Annotated in this window: 15 protein-coding genes and 2 pseudogenes; 2 read left to right on the forward strand and 15 right to left on the reverse strand. The window is 40.6% G+C overall.

Annotation, left to right across the window (positions count from 1 at the left end; translation table 11 throughout):
- Positions 1-86: 86 nt before the first annotated feature.
- Positions 87-575, reverse strand: a complete 489-nt coding sequence (locus tag AC623_RS16770; protein WP_156187067.1) for a CarD family transcriptional regulator — start codon at positions 573-575, stop codon at positions 87-89.
- Between the two features lie 333 nt (positions 576-908).
- Here AC623_RS16770 and AC623_RS16775 point away from each other — a divergent pair, with 333 nt between their 5' ends.
- Positions 909-1,466, forward strand: a complete 558-nt coding sequence (locus AC623_RS16775; protein ID WP_049664656.1) for a cysteine hydrolase family protein — start codon at positions 909-911, stop codon at positions 1,464-1,466.
- Positions 1,467-1,739: 273 nt separating this feature from the next.
- Here AC623_RS16775 and AC623_RS16780 read toward each other — a convergent pair whose 3' ends face one another.
- The 7 genes and pseudogenes from AC623_RS16780 to AC623_RS16815 form a co-directional block, all read right to left on the reverse strand.
- Complete coding sequence (locus tag AC623_RS16780) at positions 1,740-2,843, reverse strand: GerAB/ArcD/ProY family transporter (protein WP_049664659.1); 1,104 nt, start codon at positions 2,841-2,843, stop codon at positions 1,740-1,742.
- Between the two features lie 557 nt (positions 2,844-3,400).
- On the reverse strand, positions 3,401-3,889 hold the full coding sequence (locus tag AC623_RS16785; protein WP_049664661.1) for a cytosine permease: 489 nt from the start codon (positions 3,887-3,889) through the stop codon (positions 3,401-3,403).
- Positions 3,890-4,233: 344 nt separating this feature from the next.
- Positions 4,234-4,413 carry an aspartyl-phosphate phosphatase Spo0E family protein gene (locus AC623_RS16790; protein ID WP_049664664.1) on the reverse strand — a complete coding sequence of 60 codons (180 nt, stop codon included), beginning with the start codon at positions 4,411-4,413 and terminating at the stop codon, positions 4,234-4,236.
- 309 nt (positions 4,414-4,722) lie between these two features.
- On the reverse strand, positions 4,723-5,019 hold the full coding sequence (locus AC623_RS16800) for a hypothetical protein (RefSeq protein ID WP_197090986.1): 297 nt from the start codon (positions 5,017-5,019) through the stop codon (positions 4,723-4,725).
- A 26-nt stretch (positions 5,020-5,045) separates the two neighbouring features.
- A complete protein-coding gene (locus AC623_RS16805; protein ID WP_197090987.1) occupies positions 5,046-6,632 on the reverse strand; it encodes an amidohydrolase in 1,587 nt (528 codons plus the stop codon).
- An 87-nt stretch (positions 6,633-6,719) separates the two neighbouring features.
- A pseudogene (locus AC623_RS16810) lies at positions 6,720-8,352 on the reverse strand (BCCT family transporter).
- A gap of 123 nt (positions 8,353-8,475) precedes the next feature.
- A complete protein-coding gene (locus tag AC623_RS16815) occupies positions 8,476-10,113 on the reverse strand; it encodes an amidohydrolase (RefSeq protein ID WP_049664676.1) in 1,638 nt (545 codons plus the stop codon).
- Positions 10,114-10,404: 291 nt separating this feature from the next.
- Here AC623_RS16815 and AC623_RS16820 point away from each other — a divergent pair, with 291 nt between their 5' ends.
- Entirely contained in the window at positions 10,405-11,784 is a 1,380-nt protein-coding gene (locus AC623_RS16820) for a sigma-54 interaction domain-containing protein (RefSeq protein WP_049664679.1), read from the forward strand.
- 765 nt (positions 11,785-12,549) lie between these two features.
- On the opposite strand, the pseudogene pyc reads toward AC623_RS16820, so the two are convergent.
- From pyc to glyA, 7 genes and pseudogenes are all read right to left on the reverse strand, one after another.
- A pseudogene (pyc, locus tag AC623_RS16825) lies at positions 12,550-15,981 on the reverse strand (pyruvate carboxylase); the annotation flags it as partial.
- Between the two features lie 183 nt (positions 15,982-16,164).
- Positions 16,165-17,562 (reverse strand): dihydrolipoyl dehydrogenase, encoded by a 1,398-nt coding sequence (gene lpdA, locus AC623_RS16830; RefSeq protein ID WP_049664683.1) that lies wholly within the window; start codon positions 17,560-17,562, stop codon positions 16,165-16,167.
- Between the two features lie 28 nt (positions 17,563-17,590).
- Positions 17,591-18,469, reverse strand: coding sequence for a lipoyl synthase (gene lipA / locus AC623_RS16835; protein ID WP_049664686.1), 879 nt, complete (start codon positions 18,467-18,469; stop codon positions 17,591-17,593).
- Between the two features lie 293 nt (positions 18,470-18,762).
- Positions 18,763-19,155 (reverse strand): glycine cleavage system protein GcvH, encoded by a 393-nt coding sequence (gene gcvH / locus AC623_RS16840; RefSeq protein WP_049664689.1) that lies wholly within the window; start codon positions 19,153-19,155, stop codon positions 18,763-18,765.
- A gap of 265 nt (positions 19,156-19,420) precedes the next feature.
- Complete coding sequence (gene sdaAA / locus AC623_RS16845; RefSeq protein WP_049664691.1) at positions 19,421-20,302, reverse strand: L-serine ammonia-lyase, iron-sulfur-dependent, subunit alpha; 882 nt, start codon at positions 20,300-20,302, stop codon at positions 19,421-19,423.
- Positions 20,302-20,820, reverse strand: coding sequence for a serine dehydratase beta chain (locus AC623_RS16850; protein ID WP_049664693.1), 519 nt, complete (start codon positions 20,818-20,820; stop codon positions 20,302-20,304). The genes sdaAA and AC623_RS16850 overlap by 1 nt, the downstream gene beginning before the upstream one ends.
- A 15-nt stretch (positions 20,821-20,835) precedes the next feature.
- Positions 20,836-22,086: a serine hydroxymethyltransferase gene (glyA, locus tag AC623_RS16855; RefSeq protein WP_049664695.1), complete on the reverse strand. Its 1,251-nt coding sequence runs from the start codon at positions 22,084-22,086 to the stop codon at positions 20,836-20,838.
- Positions 22,087-22,224 lie beyond the last annotated feature (138 nt).

The following is a 22,224-nucleotide window of genomic DNA, read 5'->3' on the forward strand; positions in this document are numbered from 1 at the left end:
TCGCGTTGATTAATAAATGAATGAAATAAACATCCTAAAAAATTTAGGATGTCCAAATTTAGCCGCTGTTTTCACTGCCGGCTTCATTAGCTAGTGAACTTTAGCAAATTAGCTGCTTCACTTTCACTAATATCTTTAATCAGGGTTAGTTCGCTAATTAAAATTCTTCTAGCACGATCTAACATTTGTTTCTCACTTGAATTAAGCGGTTTTTCTTTTTCATAATTCAATAAGTCCCGAACTACCTCAGCGGTGTCTTGCATTTCACCTGTTTTCATTTTTTCTGTATTTCTTTTTAGCCGCTCTTTCCACGAGAGCGAGCAGTGTGATACCTCATGGTGAAAGTCAAACAATATATCTTTTGCCACTGTTTTGCTAGTAATAGAACGTATTCGTGATTTATCGATCACTTTTACAGGAATCATTACGTTCATTTTACTAAGAGGAATGGTAATGACACAATATTCTTGTATCTTCCCTTGGATCTCTCTTTCTTCTATGGCTTCGATGATGCCCGCCCCATACATTGGATAGAAAACCTTGTCGCCAGTCTGAAACAAATCATCCACCTCCATATTACTTACATCTTCTATGGTATCACACCTTTGTTTTTTTCACAAATAAACAAATATATCACACATCTTTTTTGCCAGTCAATACTTTTCAACTGTTTTTATGCACAAAATCTTTAAATTTTTAAATTGAAAAATTGCTTTTATCTTAACGATAAAATGGCAACCCTCTTAACCTTTATGGAATAATCCCCCTTTTCTTCCTTATTATAATATCTTATTTAAGAAAGCCTAAAAGACGTGTAGAGTTTCTAGGAGATAGAGGGTATTTTTTGTTAACGGCGAATGTATACTTACGTAACGATTAATCGGGTTTATAAGGGAGGAGCAAGTAAGATGGATAAAACAGCATTAATATTGGTTGACATTCAAAATGATTACTTTCCGGGCGGCAAAATGACGCTCTATGAAACAAAAAAAGCTGCACGAAATGCCCGGGCTATCCTAGACCATTTTCGTGAAAATAATCTCCCGCTTTTCCATATTCAACATGTTTTTAACAATAAACAAGCGCCATTTTTCGCTCCCGATACAGAAGGAGTGAACATTCATCAACTTGTGGCACCCTTAGAAAAAGAAACGGTCATTCAAAAGCATTTTCCAAACAGTTTTCTGCACACTTCCCTAGAAGCCGAGTTAAAAAGTAAAGGCATTGAGCATGTCGTCATCGTTGGCATGATGAGCCATATGTGTATAGATGCCACCAGCCGTGCAGCGGTTGATCTCGGTTTTAGCTGTACAGTCATTGAGGATGCGTGTACGTGCCCTGATCTTACTTTTAATGATAAAACGATCAAGGCTGAAGATGTACATTGTGCCTTTATGGCAGCGCTGGGAAGTCTGTACGCCACCATTAAGACGACCAATGATTTCCTTGCTACAGTAACCAATTAAACAACTATTCAGGACACCGTTCATGTAAATGGACGGTGTTTCTATGTTCAAACATTTTTAAGCTTCTACACAAAAAAACACGCTTGAGCTTTCAAGCGTGCAAAACAGGGGGAATTTCATCATTATTGACATCTATTATTCTTCCCTATTTCCCAACATTTATACCGATAAATTAATTTATCATGACTCGATCCATTTATACATGTGTATACAGGTATGGTCAGGTTAACGTTGTGTTTGTAAACAAAGCAAGCAAATGTGTTCCAACTTGCTCTAACATTGATTTTCACTATTCTTGTCTGATCTTTTTTTCATTAATTGACACAAGAAAATGAATGGAATGTAAATATATAAGACAAAAAAGCTGATAGAGCCTGTTAGCGTATTTAACTGATCAATTTGTAAGCGGTCTTTAAAGAAAAGAGCGGCTGTACTGCCAATAAAAAGCAGGAGGATTAAACTGTGTTTCTGTTTAACAGAAAACAATTGTTTCAGCCCCCTTGTTGCAGCCCAAACATACAAGCACAAGTTTGGAATAATAGTAAAAAGCCAAAGGGAAATGCCGACATATTCAAATCTCTCTAAAAACGGGAAATCAACAATTTTCCATAATGTTAACGTAGCCCAAATTGTTTTTTCCAGCTGGCCATGACTAAAATACATAAAGGAAATAAGAGCTGTTATTACATAAACAAAGGTAGTAAAAAGGACTCCATACTGGGCCCATTTTTGAGAGCTCCGAGCATTTTTTATAAAAGGGTAACAAAAGAAAATCACTTCAAATCCAGTGTAATTAATCGACATGATTTTAGAAGCGGCAAGCAGTTCTTTTACGGAACTGTCCAAAATAGGAAATAAATAAGAAAACTGAAGTGACTTGAAAGCAAAACCTTTTAGCAGCAATAAAGGAAGTGAAATAAAAAAACTCAGAACGCATAATCCTACGAGGACTCTAAATCCTCCAACTACGTATAGCCAAATAGTAATAGCCATCACTAGCGCCATATACCATGTCTGCAGTTGAGGAAACATCCAAATTTGTATAATTTCAATATAGGTGCGCAGAACAGTAATAAACATGAGAACCATATATGCCACAAGCAGTAAACTAAGAATCCCTCCAATCCACTTGCCGAACAAATCTTTGTGGGTCACAGTAATGTCGTTATTTCCTTTATTTAGAATATAATAAGTCATCCACAGAATAACGTTTACAGAAAGGCCGGAAGCAATGACAGAAATCCACGCATCATATCCAGCTGGCTTCGCAATGTATCGTTCAAACCCAAGAATCCCTACCCCAATTTGCACGTCGATAATGAGGAAAAAAACCAAATAAGGAGAGATTTTCCGAGTTTCTGGCGGCAATGGCAACATATAATGACCTTCCTTTTTAAGTTGCTCCTCAACTTGTCAAAATAATTCAATTACTGTTTAGCATAGTCAAACTGCAGTAGAATTAAAACGCTTTTCATAAAAATTATAACTATATAGCCCTATTGAATTGTTTAAGCAATAAATTGAAGAACGAACAGATAAAGGTCATGCAGGATATGAGCAGTATTTAAAAAATATAAAAAGAAGCACCAAGCTTATCTTGGTACTTCTTTAGGACTGTAGACAAGTTCTACTTTAAATATTATAGACTGTTTGATCACTAACTAAGAAATAATAATTATGCTAATAAGAAAGAAGCTATCCAGATAAACAGAGAGTTTCCTTTAGGGTTAGCCAGTCGTTATAATGATTATTACTGTTTTTCTTACAGAGTTATCATCAAGAAAATGCTAATTTGCAACACTAAGGAAGTTTCAATATATAAAAAAGTTGATTTCCAGTCTCAAACAATTGGCTTCTTATGGACTCTTGTTCAAATAAAGTCCATACATCAAATAGAGCGTAAGGTTAGGCTAAGTGAGCAAGTTCACGTTAGTTTACGTTATTGTGATATTAGCTTCTGAACTCTCAATAGGATGTACTACTATGTTCTCTTCTATTATGACAGGATATTTTTTAGCGAACGCTTTGGCAGCAAAATAGTAAAGAACAAAAGCTAATGCAGTGGAAACAAAGAAGCTGTACTCTAAGAAAAAGAAGAATCCAATTGCTGTGGCAACTATATAAACTATCAAAGCTGCGGGGTTGTATCCTTTAAAATACTTATACTTTCCATTGGATTTAAATAGATCATCAAGATTTAATTGTCTTCTTCTAAATAAATAATAATCTATTCCAATGATTGCAAGTGCTGGTCCTGCTGTAGTACTAAATAGGGATAAAATTATATCCAGCTTATCTATGTAATTCCAAGGCTGAATGACACAAGAAATAATCGCAACACAGACAGTAGCTACCTTAAAACTAAGTTTTTTAGGCATAAGGCTGCAAAGCACTTTTTCAAGAAAGCTTTGCGGCTTGTTCATGTTTCAGAGCCACGCGTTATTATAGTCGATAAGAATTCTGACTATCCTATAACAATTAAAGAACAAAAAAAGATGCCCGAAAGCATCAAATAAGATAGGTATAGTATCTCCATAAGATAGTAGAACATAATAATTGGTTTATGAAAAAACGAGATCGTTCAATATTGGTTTTCCAATTGTTTTTAAGCAGTCAATGAGCTGCAATGGCGTTAAGTTTGAATGTGCCCCAGCATTTAACTTTTGGAAAAAGGTGCTGTCTGCACTCTAAAGCCAGGAAAATTCTTGGTCTCTCAAAAGGGCAAATCTTTCAATAACAACTTGTCCCACCACAGTTTAATTTAGCCTTAACATTCCACTTGATATCTAAGAATTAGTTGCCATCTAAGAATTAGTTTATCAAGTTCTTGGCTGTATTTTAAAGTTTCCCTATCATTAAGGCCCTTGGACATTCCAGTTGCTATCATTGCTTTACGCAAATTGTTAATTTCAGTTACTACATCACAACAAGATTTTTGCGTTTCCAACTGTACTTCTCTCCCAGTTAATTTATTTATAAATAAAACAGTCGACAGGAAAAAATATACTGGTTTTTGAAATATTTTGGAATGGTTTCGACAATTGTTCTAAAAATATGACAGTTTTTTGTTTAAAGGGATAAAAGCTATAAACTGTCGAAGTCCGTTGAGAATACGCAGTATCTTTAGCGCTATTCTGTTAAAGTATAATGCTTTTGTTGTTATATTTATTTGCAGTATAGTACCCTTAAAACGATGAAAAGGGCCGAAATTGGCCCTGAAAATACCATTTTCTCGGATAAAGTACATGTATAACATTCAGTGTATCTCTAAAATTCTCCGCTCTTCATCTAACGGCTTTTTAGATACGTCCGTTTCCTTCACCACCTCAACAAAATTAGGATTATCTATACTTTTAATTTCCCAATAACCTGAATTGTATTTATGCATTACCGAATAAGTTCTCCCCTGAGCCGTTGATACCCCTCGCTCTTCTATCGTTCCCACTCGGATAGATTTTGCTTTTCCATACTGATCACGTTCCTTTTTTAGAGTAATAGTATCAGTATGTCCAAGATTTAGAGAATACTTGCAGATATTTTGAAGTTTTTGCACCAGAACCAATAGCTCTTTAAATAAATTTACTCTTCACTAGCGGGTATAACCCACTCATTTTTACCTCTCTCTGTTGAAATGTATTCAGGCCAACGAAACTTGATTGGAGGATCATAATCACATAATGGACCAATCCACTTTGTGCCATCTGTACCGCCTGCTGTTCTCTCGCGAAATTCCTCTTTAGCAGCTTCCAGTACTTCCGGTCTTACCAATAAATCAAGAATCGTCATGCCAATCGTTTTAGAAGCGCTCATAATCATTGGATCAATGCATTCTCGAATTCCCCCCAGTGCATTCATCACCCAGTTTGGATATTTGTATATCCCATCGGGAGATTTAAGCGTTGGCCTGCCAATATAGAGACGAACTGTCGGAGCGTGCCAACAGTATTCTGTATAATCATCTGAAGTAAAGTGTTGTTGCCAAGACGGAAGAATAGTGCGCATTTTTCGTTCTGCTTCTTTGGGATCAATTAACTCTTCAATTTCATCCATATAAGGTCGATCCATAGGCTCAATTCCAAGGTTTCTCTGAATTTCTTGAGCAATTTCAATTGCTTTCCCTTCAAACTTAGGTGCTCCAGCAAGTTTTAAGTTTTGATATGTCACGCCTGCCATTACATGATTGGCTAATCCCGCCCGCGATTTGGTCACCCAATCTTTTTCCCAAGTACAATGTGCAGCTTTTGCCGCACTTTCCGCGTTTTGATCGAGAATCTTTACAACAGCTTCTGCCATTTCAATGTCAGGCACACGGATAAAATAGTAAATTTGTGCCATTTGAGCCGGAATATTATCTGCGGTCGCCTGACCGGTATTCAAAATAGTTTCATTCATGGACCATCCCATATTGTTAGATAGCATGTGTTCTCGATACATTTTGGAGAGTGTATACATATTAACTACTGCGTCTGTTGCGCCGGGACAACGTGCTGTGGCATGAGCGACCGGGATTGGCGTATTACCTGCAGCTGAAAGCCATGTTTCTGGATTGTCACAAGTAAATGTGTACATGACCGAATACGCAACAGCACAATGAGTATCCCAACGTGTTGTATTGCAAAGAGGAAGCATGTAAAACGGATGAAAACTTATTGCAGCATCTAAATTATCATAGTATCCCTTAGCAGCATGAATAGGCTTTGAACCCCTCACCTTTTCCGCCGGCTCTCCAAAAAACTTCAGAGTACCTTTTATATTAAACTTTTCCATTGCCTCTTTAGCTGCGAGAAATCCACCGAGTGAGCCAATTCCAAGAGCAGAATGGGGATCGGTATGGCCTCCAGCATATTTACTTAGTCCATCTCTTGGTTTTTCTATTGTATCTGCTGCCTGACAATTCCCCGGTACCGCGTCATATTCTGCATAGCCCCCTATAACGGGACCTCCTTCTCCATTGCTCCAAGTGGCGCAAAACGCTGTCGGCATCCCACCGCTTCCTTCTTCCACTTCAAATCCTTCTTCTCTTAACTTGTCTACATACCATTTAGCTGAACGATATTCTCTCCAAGCGGTTTCCCCATAATTCCATATAACCTGATTCCAATCCGAAAGACTTTTTTCATTCTTTTCAACCCAATCCAAAATATGTTCCTTTTCTTTTCTGTTCACGCCTTTACCCCTTCCTCTTTCCATTCACCTTTTAAAGAATCTCAAGATAAGCATCAATTAGTTCAGCAAGGCTATTCTTAGAAGTCTTTAATTGACTCGCTTAGCTCCCCCACTTGCTGAAACCTCATCCTTCGTAGCTATGCTATCTTTATTAAAGTGATTAGATATAGTGTTTTCTTTATTGCTTTCCGCCCCTATTTCTCTTCTTAAAGATTTAAAGAAAGAAACACACATGAATAATATAATAAGAGTAAATGGCAGCCCTGCAGCAACTGACACGGACTGTAAAGGACTTAAGCCTCCGCTGGGCAATTGCCAAACCTGCGATCACAAGCCCCCATAAGATTTTGCTTTTATTTGAAGGGTCACTGGTTTCCTCACTTAGCATTCCTAAAACAAACACCGTAGAATCAGCTGAAGTGACAAAGAAGATTACTAGTGAAACCAATGTCAGCACTATCAAAATCGAACTATAAGGAAAGTACTGCAAGAAGTAGAAGAAAGCTGTTGTTACGTCATCCATTACTTTGTTAGCTAAATCGATATCTCCTAAATTTTGAATGAAATGCAAAGCACTTCCTCCAAAAACTGAATACCAAATCATCGTTGCTAGAGAAGGTATTATTACTGATCCGATAATAAATTCTTTAATTGTTCTGCCTTTCGAAATTCTAGCTACAAAAAGCCCGACAAATGTAGCGAAGCTAACTGCCCATCCCCAGTAAAAAATCGTCCAGTTTGAAAGCCACGTGTTATCCGGCAAGAAAGGTTCCATACGTAAACTCATGCCTATAATATTTTGTAAATACTCTCCTGTTCCAGATACAAAGATTTGAAGAATCTGTTTGGTAGGACCTAAAATAAAAATGATCGTCATAATAGCTACAGCTAAGACTATATTAAAATTTGATAAATTTTTAATTCCTTTATCCAATCCGTAATAAGCTGATGTGATAAACAAAACAGTCAAAAAGCTAATTAATAAGATTTGATTAAGTGACGTATTCTCGATCCCCCATACGTAATTCAATCCAGCACCAAGTTGCTTTGCCCCTAAACCTAGGGACGTGACAAGTCCAGATAATATAGCAAAAACCGTTAAAATATTTATTAACTTTCCTATTGGTCCGTGAATTTTATTTCCTAATAGAGGATAAAAAGCATAATTCACAAGCGGAGGATAACCTTTACGATGGTGAAAATACGCTATAATGAGGCCGACAATAGCATAAGTGCCCCAACTGTGTAATCCCCAGTGGAAGAACGATGTTTTCATTGCCGCCTTAGCTGCTTCCGGCGTCTGCCCCTCACCCACTGGCGGCGACATGTAATGCATTACAGGCTCTGCTACTCCCCAAAAAAACAGACTAATAGCTAGACCAGCGCTAAACAACATAGCAATCCAGGATCCCGTACTGAATTCAGGTCGGTCTGTATCTTTTCCTAGACGTATTTGTCCATACTTAGAAAAGGCAACATACAGACAAATAACTACAAAGGAAGTGGCAGAAAGGACATAAAACCAACCAAAATAATCATTAGCAAAAAGTAAGAAGTCTGAAGAAAACTCACCTAGTTTCTCAGGGTTTAATATTCCAAACAATACAAAAGCTAAACTAAATAACAAAGAAGTTATCAAAACCGTTTGATTTTTTTTCACTAACGCTCCCCCACTCTTATTAGTTAGAATTTTCTGAAATAAGTGATGATTAATTTGCATACTGACATTTTTAATATTAAAAATGCAGAATGATTTTTAAGAAGCACTCTTAGATAACAGTAATTGTTTATAAAAGAGTGCTTCGAAGTGTAGATACAAAAATGTTCGTTGCAAATACTTTTTCTAATTCAAACTTTTTTCTTTAGCAAAAACTTGCTTTCCAGAAATCCAGGTTTCGACAACTGATATACTTGCCAGTTCTTCTTCCTGCACATCAAACGGATTTCGATCAAGAATGGCAAAGTCAGCCAATTTACCTTGCTCAATAGAACCTATTAAATTCTCTTTATGAACAGCTTTTGCCGCTTCAATTGTGTAACCCTTTAATGCTTCTTCAAGCGTAATTTTATGGTCGGCCCCTACTATATTTCCTTGCGCAGTTTTTCGGGTTACAGCTGCATAAATAGCTTCAAATGCATTAGGAAAAGCTACTGGTGTATCAGAAGATAAAACAACAGGAACATTATACTCTTTAAACCAGCCGTACGGGGAATAATTTTCTCCTTCTTCACCAACAGCTTGTACGACACCGTTACCATAAAGGTATACATGCTGTGGCTGTGGTACCGGCCAAATTTTTAATTTCGCTATCCTCTTAACCTGTTCTTTCACAGGCAAACCACAGTGTTCGATTCTATGACGCATATCTGGTCTTGGGCATTCTTTTTGAGCAGTTTCCACAGCCTGTAAAACTAACTCAATAGCTCCATCTCCCTGAGCGTGCGTAAGGGTTTGCAATCCATATTTATGGGCATCTATCAGCAATTGCTTGAATTCATCTGGTTCATGGAACAAATATCCCTTTGTTCTTTCATGATCCTTATACTCCTTACTTATATAAGCAGTGCCAGAAATTAAAGATCCATCGGCATATAACTTTAATGACCCCATCGTTAACTGCTCATCCCCAAATGTTGAGCAGATCCCCATTTTTTTAATGTCATCCAAATACTTAGATAAGAAAGAAAGTTCAATACGAATTTTTAGCAATCCACTGTCACGTGCAATTAAATAAGACTCCATTTCTTGCTTCGTTACCTGAACATCATTTACAGTTGTAAAGCCAGCAGATAACAATAGTTCCTGGCCTACTTTAATATTTGTCTGTAAGTTGTCCTGTGTATCAGGCATATGAATATTCGGGCCATGGTTCCCTGGTTTCACTCCGAATTTTTGTGCCAAGTAATCATTGGCACTATCAAATAATGGACCATTTGGATAACCGTTTGAATCTCTTCCAAACGAACCTCCAGGTGGATCCAAAGTATCTTTATTCACTCCAATTAAATTGAGCAAGTAATGATTCACAACATTGCAATGCCCACTGCTGTTCATGATTTGAACAGGACGATCCGTTGCCACCCTATCTAGGTCTTGTGCAGTAGGATAACGCTGTTCCACTAATTTACGTTTATCGAACCCAAAACCGCGGATAGGTGCACCTTCAGGAAGATTTTCAGCATACTCCCTTAAAGTGTTAACTAGATCGTCTATGTTCTTCACTTTCGGATAACTGATATCGGCCCATGTATGGCACATACCAAGCATCATTACATGAACATGAGGATCAATAAATCCAGGTACTAAGCTCTGGCCTTGTAGATCAATTTCTTCATAAGAAGAGCCGGCTATTTGTCTGCATTCATCAAGTGATCCTACAAATTCTATTTTGTTCTCTCTTACAACAACCCCTTCTGCATGCATATCTTTTGCCATTGTTAAAATAGGTCCACCTGTAAAAATTATCGTTTTATTCTCCATTTCTCATACTCCATTCTGTAAATTGAATTAATTAGGCGCTGATTAATGTAGAAAAAATACCTTTCTATATAACGTCTGCCTTTATACTCATATACATTGCAATAATTATGCCAATTTAACTACCCGCGTATGATCACGGTTTAATAGGAAAAATGCTTTTTACCTTATTCACTTTGGTATATAATTTATTAAATATTCTAAATTCAATAGTGTGTAAGCGTTTTATATACCTATACACTTTAGAATAGGAATCTATACACTTTAGTATAAGAACTATGGGGTGAGTAAAAAATGAGCTCAATTGTTTCAGAGTTTTGGGAAGAAATTTTAGACGGGATATATAATGATGTCCTTATTACCGATCCCAAAGGCAGAATTGTTTATGCTAATAGCTCCAGTGAATATTGGTTTGGCTTAAAGGAAGAAGAATTATTGGGTAAATCTATTTATGAACTAGAGCAAAAGCGAGTTTTTTATCCTTCTGTAGTACGGCTGGTTCTTGAAAAAAACAAGAGACAAACCATTATACAAAGCACCACTGCTGGAAAAAAACTTCTCGTAAATGGAGATATCATCTTTAACCAAAAAGGGGACATTCAATATGTTGTGACCTATTCTCAAGACATAACGGATTTTGAAAAGCTAAAAACTTATGTAGCAGAAGTAGAATTAGAATTGAAAAAAGTTAAAGATGAACTGGCCTCTTTAAAGAATTCAAAAAAACGGACAAACCAAATGGTTGCAGCTAGCAGACAAATGAAACAAATTTTAAACACCGCCCTGATGGTAGCCGATTCGGATGCCACTATCCTTATTACTGGGGAAACTGGTGTCGGAAAAAATGTACTTGCCAAGTTTATCCACGACAACAGTGAGAGAAAGGGATCATTCGTTGAAGTTAATTGTGGCTCATTACCTGAAAACCTGCTGGAATCAGAGCTATTCGGTTACGCTCCTGGATCCTTTACAGGTGCCAATTCAAAAGGCAAAAAAGGAGTAGTGGAAGAAGCTGAAAACGGCACCTTATTTTTAGATGAGATAGGAGAACTTCCATTAAACCTACAAGTAAAACTTCTAACTCTTATACAGGAAAAGAAATTTTTTAAAATTGGAGAAAGTAAACCTAGACATGTGAACTTCAGATTAATTGCCGCCACCCATGTCAACCTAGAAAAAAAAGTTAAAGAAAAAGAATTTCGTGAAGATTTGTTCTACCGTCTATCTGTCATTCCCTTGTTTATTCCTCCATTAAGAGAAAGGGAAGAGGATCTCTCAGAAATGATTTTGTTATTCAAAAATCAATTTAATCATCTCCATAAAAAAAAGAAGGAGTTTGATCCCCAAACGATTGACCTTTTATTGCGCTATGCCTGGCCCGGCAATACAAGAGAATTGTCGAACATTATGGAAAGGCTAATTTTAACTGTTAACTCTACTGTAATCTTTCCCGACCACTTGCCGGAAAAAGTCTTATTAGCGGACAATTCAAATCCGTTGCACAATATTGGAAAGAAAACAATGTATGAGTTGCTTGATGATCTCGAGTTAAATATATTAAAGAAAGCAAAACAAAAGTGCAGTAGCACAACAGAAATGGCTAAATATTTAGGAGTAAGTCAGCCTACAGTTGTTAGAAAAATGCAGAAGTATAAAGCTCATTTTTATTCTTAAGGTTCTAATGTAGAGATTGCATTTATTTGAAAGAGGTAGATAGAATCCTAATGGAGTGTCGACAAAAGGGGAATATCTAAAAGGGATTCACCCTTTTTCGTATTTTAAAATAGAGAAAGAGCACAAGGGTTTTCTGCCTCTATGGGATCAGATAAAGCATGATAAAACCGTGGGGACATTGCCTCTAAATAAGGGGATATGAAAGGGGTATTTAACAACTTTTCCCAATACCACAGTTTGTTAGACTTTTCCTAGGTTTTTATATAAGCTACACAAGAGACCAAAAGGAGACAAAACGGCTTTTTGAGAATTCTTTGTGGTTTTTTATGTTTCAATGCTTCCAATTATAACAGTCGATAAGAGTCTCACCTATCTCATAGCGATTAAGTAGTAGAAGAACGAAAAGAGACGCCCATAGTCATACAATTAAAGCAGAGCATTGATTCTTAAAATATTTGTATAGATGAGCTCAGGAAAATTGAACCTAGCTTTTTTATGTAGGTCTCCTACTTATAGTATAAGTGCAATCTTTGTGCTACAACCTTTTATGTTTATATCAATAGTTAAGGTATTTCCTCAAAAAGGCACGCTTTTTATCGAGCGTGCCTTTTTGAAGAACATGTTATAACTTTCATCTTGACCTGAACGCTAATCGATCTTATAGACTGACTAACATTATCTATATTGATGAGTTGTCTTTCATACTGTACTGATCGCCTTGCTAGAGGCTCCCTTTTTTGATGACTTTTGCTTTTGGTCTTCTAATTTCAATTCAACCAGCAGATCACCTGTAGAGATGGCTTCTCCATTTTGAACGTGGATATTTGTCACCGTGCCGGAAAACGGCGCCTGAACCGTCGTTTCCATTTTCATCGCTTCGGTGATCATTAAATGATCTCCCTGGACGACTTTTTCCCCTTTTTCAACGAGCACTTTAATGACCGTCCCTGGCATCGTCGCCGCCAGATGGCTTTCATTTTTCGGATCGGCTTTCATTTTCGAGGCCACGGAAGACTTGATGCTTTCGTCTTTAATGACCACTTCACGCGGCTGGCCGTTTAATTCAAAATAGACCACCCGTGTGCCGTCTGTCTGGGCCTGTCCGATCGATACCAGCTTCACAATCAACGTTTTTCCGGTTTCAATCTCGATTTCAATTTCTTCCCCGAGTCTCATCCCGTATAGGAACGTCGGTGTGTCCAGCACGGAAACGTCTCCAAATTGATCAATCGTTTTCACATAGTCCATAAATACTTTTGGATACAACGCATACGCGATGACATCATGATCCGTTACTTTTCCTTCCATCTCTTGCTGAAGCTCTTCCCGCAGCGCGTTGAAATCAACCTCTTTCAATAGCTCGCCTGGACGAACCGTGAGCGGTTCTTTTCCTTTTAGGATGACCTTTTGCAGCTGTTTCGGAAACCCGCCGTACGGCTGGCCCAAATAGCCTTCAAACAGCTCGATAACGGAATCCGGGAAGTCGATTTTAGCGCCTCTTTCCAGCACTTCTTCTTCCGTCAGGTCATTTTGCACCATAAAGAGTGCCATGTCGCCTACGACTTTGGAAGACGGCGTTACTTTGACGATATCCCCGAACATCATGTTCACCCGGCTGTACATGTCTTTCACTTCTTCCCAGCGTTCGCCAAGCCCGACGGCTTTTGCCTGCTGCTGGAGGTTGCTGTACTGGCCGCCCGGCATTTCATGCTCGTAAATTTCTGTATGCGGCGCCTTCATTCCGCTTTCAAAGTCTTGATAATAATGACGGACGCCTTCCCAATAGCGGGACAGCTGTTCAAGCGCTTCTACCCGGACAGATGGCTCGCGCTCCGTGCCTTTTAATGCATAACAAAGGGTGCTGACACTCGGCTGAGACGTCAAGCCCGCCATGGAGCTGACCGCTACATCAACGATATCCACCCCGGCTTCAATCGCTTTCGCATACATGTAAACACCGTTGCCGCTCGTATCGTGAGTATGCAAGTGGATCGGAAGATCGACCGTCGCTTTTAATTCCGAAATTAACCGGTACGCTGCCTGCGGCTTTAACAAGCCGGCCATATCTTTAATGCCAAGAATGTGGGCCCCCTGCTGTTCGAGTTCTTTCGCCATGTCTTTATAATACTGAATGTTGTATTTTGGACGGGCTGGATCATCAATATCCCCGGTGTAACAAATCGTTGCCTCGGCAATCTTGCCCGTTTGGCGAACGGCATCAATCGCCGTTTCCATCCCTTTAATCCAGTTTAAGCTGTCAAAAATCCGGAACACATCAATGCCCGAAGCGGCTGATTGATCTACGAATTCCCGGATCACGTTATCCGGATAGTTGGTATAGCCAACAGCATTCGATGCTCGAAGGAGCATTTGGAACAAAACGTTCGGCACTTTTTCCCGTAAGGCTGCTAACCGCTCCCACGGATCTTCTTTTAAGAAACGGTACGAGACATCAAACGTGGCACCGCCCCACATTTCTAAAGAGAAAGCTTCTGGCAGCAGCTTCGCCGTCGGCTCGGCGATCTGAAGAAGATCGTGAGTCCGCACACGGGTAGCGAGCAGCGACTGATGGGCATCCCGGAAGGTTGTATCCGTTAAGAGGACCTCTGACCGGGATTTCACCCACTCCACCAAACCATCCGCGCCTCTTTCGTCTAAAATTTGTTTCGTGCCGGAGGCAGCTGCCTCTAAACGGTTCACATTCGGAACGGGAGGCGGATCAAAAAGCGGCTTTTTCTTTTTCTCAATGCCCGGGAAGCCATTGATCGTGACATTGCCAATATAATTCAGCATTTTCGTTCCGCGGTCTTTGCTTTTCGGAAAGTCGAATAATTCCGGCGTCGTATCAATAAATGAAGTATCATAATTTCCGGTAATAAAGTTTTCATGCCGCATGACATTTTCAAGGAACGGAATATTCGTCTTAATGCCCCGAATCCGAAATTCCTTTAAATTCCGCAGCATCTTCGAAGCGGCCTGTTCAAAGGTGAGCGCTTGTGTGGAGACTTTCACAAGCAGCGAGTCATAGTAAGGTGTAATGATGGATCCTTGGAAGCCGTTTCCTGCATCCAAGCGGACCCCAAAACCGCCGCCGGAGCGATATGCCATGATTTTGCCCGTATCCGGCATGAAGTCATTCAGCGGGTCCTCCGTTGTCACACGGGACTGGATCGCATAGCCATGAATCGTAATGTCTTTTTGTGCGGGAATGCCGACTGTTTCGCTATGTAACGAGTGGCCTTCTGCAATTAAAATTTGGGATTGGACAATATCAATGCCCGTGATCATTTCCGTAATGGTATGCTCTACCTGGACACGCGGGTTCACTTCAATAAAATAGAATTGATCGCCCGCTACAAGGAATTCGACGGTCCCTGCATTTAAGTAGTCCACGTTTTTCATGAGCTTGACAGCTGCTTCACAAATGTCATTGCGCAAATCTTCAGGCAACGACACGCATGGTGCGACTTCTACGACTTTTTGATGGCGGCGCTGTACAGAACAGTCCCGTTCGTATAAGTGAACAATATCCCCTTGGTGGTCACCAAGAATCTGCACTTCAATATGTTTCGGATTCTGGACAAACTTTTCTACATATACTTCGCTATTGCCAAACGCTGCTTTCGCTTCTGACTTGGCCCGCTCGTATGCTTCTTTTACTTCTTCGACATTATGGACAATCCGCATGCCGCGGCCGCCGCCGCCGAGCGCTGCTTTGATCATGAGCGGAAAGCCGTGCTCCCGGCCAAATGCTACCACTTCTTCTAAGCTGTCAACAGGGCCGTCTGTCCCTGGAATAACCGGAATGTCCGCCCGCTGCGCCTGGATTCTCGCTTTGACTTTATCTCCAAACATATCTAAATGCTGGGAAGTAGGACCGATAAAAATAATGCCTTCTTCCTCACAGCGTTTAGCAAATTCGATATTTTCTGATAAAAAACCATACCCTGGGTGAATCGCATCAACTTCTGCCTGTTTAGCAATCTCGATAATGTTTTCAATATCAAGATAAGCGTCAATCGGCTTCTTGCCTTTCCCCACAAGATAGGCTTCGTCCGCTTTGTAACGGTGATAGGACCCTGAATCTTCCTTAGAGTAAATCGCTACTGTCCGGATATGGAGCTCCGTACAGGCACGAAATACGCGAATGGCAATTTCTCCTCTATTCGCTACGAGCATCTTATTGATTTTCCTCATTTTCACATGCCTCCTAAGAAGTTATCTACAAGGAGTGAGCACCCCTTAGCCGTCTTTATAAAGGCTTACTTTAGTGATAAGAAATCATGACTCAGACTGCCGATACACGTTGCCTATGCCTCTATTATTCATTGTCTCTAGAATCGCAGCTCAAACAGCCTTGTTCCTCCTCAAGTTTCTCTTTTAAGCGTGGATTTCCTTGCCCTCTACCGCTAATGCGGCTTCGCCGATTGCTTCCGTTAAGGCTGGATGAGGATGTATCGTATGAGCAATATCCATAGACGTTGCGTTCAATACTTGAGCAAGACCCGCTTCCGTAATCATATCTGTCACATGCGGTCCAACCATATGCGCTCCTAGGAGTTTATTAGATCCTTCCTCAACGACCAGTTTAACGAAGCCGTCGGTTTCTCCAAAAACAAGCGCTTTTCCGATCGCTCGGAATGAAAATTTTCCGATTTTTACTTGATGTCCTTTTTCCTGTGCCTCTTCTTCTGTTAATCCCACACTGGCAACTTCAGGACTGCTATATACACATTTTGATACGAGCGCCGGATTAAGCGGGGACGGATTTTGATCTGCGATATGCTCAATGGCAATCATTCCTTCATGCGAAGCAACATGGGCAAGTTGTAACCCGCCAATCACATCGCCAATCGCATAAATGCCTGGTTCATCCGTTTGATAATACTCATTGGTTTTAATAAATCCTCTCTCTAATGAGACGGCGGTATTTTCTAGGCCTACTCCTTCAACATTCGGCTGTCTTCCAACCGACACCAACAACTTATCAGCAGAAAATGATTTTTCGCTTCCTTTATGCTCTGCTTTAATGGAAACTCCATCGCCTTTTTCTAATGTTTCTGGCAATACCTTTGCGCTTGTGATAATTTTGACACCTTTTTTCTTCATAAGACGCTGGACTTCTTTTGAAATATCTTTATCTTCTGTCGGCAAGATGCGATCTGCATATTCAATGACGGTTACGTCTAAACCAAAGTCAACGAGCATAGACGCCCATTCAATGCCAATAACGCCGCCGCCGACAACGATAATAGAATTTGGCAGCTCTTCCATTTGCAGCGCCTCGTCGGATGTCATCACATATTGTCCATCCGCTTCTAAACCAGAGAGCATTCTTGGACGAGACCCTGTTGCAATCACTATATTTTCTGCGTTTAGCAATATGCTCTCTTCTCCACTTCTCAACTCAACTGAAACAGCCTTTGGTTGGACGATGTGACCTTTTCCTTCATATATATCGATTTTCCCTTTTTTCATTAAATGCTGGATGCCTTTAAGCAAACGGGCCGTAATTGACTCTTTTCGAGCCTGTACCTTAGAGAAGTCTAAACGTACTTCAGGAGCAATGACCCCAAACTCCTCGCCATTTTTTGCATTTTTGTATATTTCTGCACTTCTCAATAATGCCTTACTCGGGATACAGCCTGCATGAAGGCACGTTCCGCCAAGCTCTCCCTTTTCTACCACTGCCGTTTTTAAACCTAACTGTGAAGCTCGAATGGCTGCAACGTATCCACCCGTTCCGCCTCCAATGATCACAAGATCGTATACTCCCATTTTGTTCTCCCCTTTTTATTTACTCACTTTATCGGTTCGATACAGCAGCACGAACCTGTTCATCTGCATGATAGGAAGAACGAACGAGCGGGCCTGCCTCGCAATGACTGAATCCTTTCGATAAAGCAATCTCCTTTAATTCATTGAATTCTTCTGGACTCCAATATTTCTGCACCTTTAAATGTCGTTTTGTTGGTTGTAAATACTGTCCAATGGTTACGATGTCTACGTTGTTAGCCAATAGGTCATCCATCGTTTCAATAATTTCTTCTTTTGTTTCTCCGAGCCCAATCATAATGCTGGATTTCGTCGGCGTAAGCGGATTTAGTTCTTTTGCTCTTCTTAAAAGTTCAAGAGAACGCTCATAAGTTGCCCGCGCACGGACTCTCGGCGTTAATCTTCTTACCGTTTCAATATTGTGATTTAAAATATCTGGTTTGGCATCCATTAACAGCTTTAAATTTTCATATTTTCCGTTCATATCAGAAGGCAATACTTCAATGCTGCAAAACGGGTTGCGTTCTCTTACGGCTCTTACCGTTTCGGCAAAAACTCCTGCGCCGCCGTCTTTTAAATCATCACGAGCTACAGCCGTAATGACCACATGCTTTAACCCCATTTGCTCGACTGATTCTGCTACACGCTTCGGCTCGTTCCAATCTAGTTCCGTTGGAAGGCCAGTCTGCACAGCACAGAAACGGCAGGCGCGCGTGCAGACACTTCCTAAAATCATAAAGGTTGCCGTTTTACGCACAGCCCAGCATTCGTGGATATTAGGACATTTTGCTTCTTCACAAACCGTGTGCAGCTTTTTTTCACGCATCATTTTCTTTAGTCCTGTATAATCTTCGTTTGTATTTAATTTAATTTTGAGCCATTCCGGTTTGCGGACATACTCATTCGCCATATCATCCACTCCTACCACGCTTGACTTAATTTTGACTTAATTAAAACCACTAGAATGAGCAGGTTAGAAAGTACTTTTTCATGCCCTTCATTCACAGTGGTTTCGCCTTACATTCATACATAATGGAATGTCTTCCGTCTCTTTCTCTTGTATGTCATGCAGTATTGAGCTGTCCTAGCTACCGATTGTGCGAAAGATAGAACGGAAAACTGTGTGCTTGATTGTTCATCCCTGACGAAAAACTTCCCCTTCTCTTGTTTTACATAAAGGAGGGAATAGCGTTCATGCTCTGCTTACTCTTCTTCACGAATAAATTCTTGGTAGCCATTTTCGCTTAAAAGTTCTTTAAGCTCTTCTGGATTAGACATTTCTACTTCAATTAACCAGCCGTCTTCATATGGCTGCTCGTTAATTAACGCAGGTTCATCTTCTAATAGCTCATTCACTGTCACGACCGTGCCAGATACAGGAGAGAATAACTCTGATACCGCCTTGACCGATTCAATTGTTCCCATCGATTCATTTGCTGCTACTTCGCCATCCACTTCTGGATTTTCTACGAATACGATATCACCCAACTGTTTTTGTGCATAATCAGAAATACCGATTCTTACACGGTTTCCACTTAGTTGAAATACCCATTCGTGCTCTTTGCTATATAGTAAATCTGCAGTCGCTTTTGTCATTGTTTCTTTTCTCCCTTTCTCTACAACGCTTTTTCTTTTATTTATATAAAAACTTAGTAAACCCCTTTTGTGTAAGACAGCACCTCTATCGTGACGTCTTTTTTGTGCATGGATGGGTACAGCTCCCAAAAGCTATACCCTATCCTTTCTTCCCTCTGAAAATACGTAGCGATCAAACTCACGCTTCCCCTTTTATCGTGATGTTAGATCCAGACATCATGTTGTTCCCCCTGCATGATGTCTGGATTGACTTACGAACTTCTCGTTATTTTTTACTGCAAAACAGCCGTTCTTTAACCTTGAGTCCCGTTTCCGTTACGGCAAGGCCCCCAAGAGCTGTTTCCCGGAGTGTTCTTGGCATGTCTTTCCCTACCTTATACATTGCCTCAATCACTTCATCACACGGAATCCGGCTTTCTACTCCGGCAAGAGCCAGATCGGCAGCTGAAAAAGCAATGGATGTGCCAATTGCATTTCGTTTAACGCAAGGCACTTCGACAAGACCGGCAACAGGATCACAAACTAATCCCAAAAGAGATTTCATTGCTATAGCGGTTGCATGTACCGCTTGCTGCGGGCTTCCTCCCTTTAATTCCGTAATGGTACCGGCAGCCATCGCAGCTGCCGAGCCAACCTCTGCCTGACAACCGCCAGCAGCCCCTGAAATAAATGAGCGATTGGCAATTACATACCCAAGCATGCTAGCCGTAAATAATCCCATAACCAAATCTTTAAAAGGCGTTCCATCATTTTGATGCAGGGAGAATAGCACGCCAGGTAAAATGCCTGCTGCTCCAGCAGTTGGAGTGGCTACAATAACACCCATTCGAGCATTGCTCTCTGAAGTAGCGAGTGAAAATGTCATAGCCTGGCTAATATAGCTGCCTGTAAGCGGTTTTCCAGACTTCACGTACTCTCCCATCTTAACGGCATCTCCCCCTGAAATACCGCTTGGTGCAGGAGAGGAATCCTTTGTTCCAATATCAACGGCTTCCTTCATCTTGATCAATCGTTCTTCCATCATACGAAGAATCGTTTGTTGATCTCTTCCTGACTTCTTTTCTTCCAGCATCAGCATGGTTTCACCGATCGTTTTCTGTTCCTTTTCACAGAATTCCAGAAGTTCTCTCATTGATAAAATTTCCATCAGGCATTCCTCGCAATTTCTTCTCTTAATCGGTACACTTGGTAGTTTTTAGCCAAGGCTGAAAAATCATCGCTTGTGCTCAGACGGATATCCACCATTCGTCCGTTAATCATAAAGATTTTAGATAAACCGCCTCCTAGCGAAGCTCCGCCTACTTTTACAAGATGATCCCCTCTTTTTGCGGTTACCATCGTTGTATTGGGATGATCAAAGAATAGGCAAGACCCTTGAGGTTCAATCGTGTAATCAAGACCCGCTTTATATGCAAGCTGCAATGCATGCCGAATTCCCGGGTCATCCGTACCCATGCCGAGTAATCCGCCAAGAAGTGCTTTATCTGTCCCATGGCCTTGATACGTTTCAGCAAAAGAGTCGTAGAAAATAATGTCTGCCTCTTCAGGACAACCATCCAGCAGTTCATAAATGAATTTGCCAATCGACACAACACCAGCAGTATGGGAACTTGATGGTCCAACCATAATAGGTCCGATAATATCAAAGCAACTCTGAAATTCCATTATGATGCTCCTTTCTTATACGTTGATCGGCTGTTGGAATAACGGATAAACTCCGCAGATAGACGCAGTTTTTTCTTTAGCCTCTGCCACCACTGCCGGCTCCCCTTTACTTTTCAGTACAGCAGCAATCACTTGGGCAATCTGTTCCATTTGTTCTTCTTTCATTCCGCGCGTTGTTAAGGCAGCAGTTCCCATCCGGACTCCGCTCGTCACAAAAGGACTTTCTGGATCGTAAGGAATCGTATTCTTATTCACTGTGATTCCTGCTTCTTCAAGCAGACGCTCTGCTTCTTTTCCAGTTAACCCCCATGGGCGCACATCTAGCAAAATCAGATGATTATCCGTTCCTCCAGAGACGAGAGCTGCTCCTTCTTTCTTTAATACTTCCCCAAGTTTTTGGCTGTTTTTAATCACCTGTTTGGCGTAATCTTTAAAGGCTGGCTGTAGAGCTTCGTTAAAAGCAACCGCTTTTGCGGCAATGATATGCATCAACGGTCCACCTTGAATACCAGGGAATACCGCTTTGTTAACCGCTTTAATGATCTCTTCGTCGTTCGTTAAAATAAAGCCGCCGCGTGGTCCTCTTAATGTTTTATGGGTCGTGCTTGTCACTACATCTGCATAAGGAATCGGAGAAGGGTGAAGACCGGCTGCTACAAGTCCCGCGATGTGTGCCATGTCTACCATGAACTTTGCACCCACTTGATCGGCAATTTCTTTGAATCTGGCAAAATCAATCGTCCTTGGGTAAGCGCTTGCACCAGCAATAATTAATTTGGGCTTTTCTTTACGAGCCATCGCCTCTACTTCGTCATAATCAATTAATTGTGTATCTTCCTTGACTCCGTAAGAAACTACTTCAAACCACTTGCCAGAGATGCTTACAGGACTTCCGTGAGTTAAATGCCCGCCGTGCGAAAGATTCATCCCCATAATTTTGTCGCCAGGCTGAAGCAATGCATAAAAAACGGCAAGGTTCGCCTGTGCCCCTGAATGAGGCTGAACATTGGCATACTTGGCACCGAACAGTGTCGTTAACCGTTCAATCGCTGTCCGCTCTGCCACATCAACAAATTCACAGCCGCCGTAATAACGTTTCCCCGGATAACCCTCAGCATATTTATTTGTCATGACGCTTCCCATTGCTTCTAAAACATCCGTGCTGACAAAGTTCTCTGATGCAATCAACTCCAGCGTTTCATGCTGGCGACGTTTCTCATGCTCAATCGCTTCGAAAATAGTGAAATCATTATTTTGCAAACTCATCTCTACGCCTCCTATTCGTTTACATTTCGTTCGCTCGCTGCTGAATAACCAAGCTTTTTCACTCTTCTCTTTTAGAAAAGTGCTCTATCTCGTCACCTTTTCTGCACGCAAAAAAGGACAGAAAAGGGTAACGTTCCC

Source organism: Bacillus sp. FJAT-27231, assembly GCF_001183975.1.
Lineage (GTDB): Bacteria > Bacillota > Bacilli > Bacillales > Domibacillaceae > Pseudobacillus > Pseudobacillus wudalianchiensis.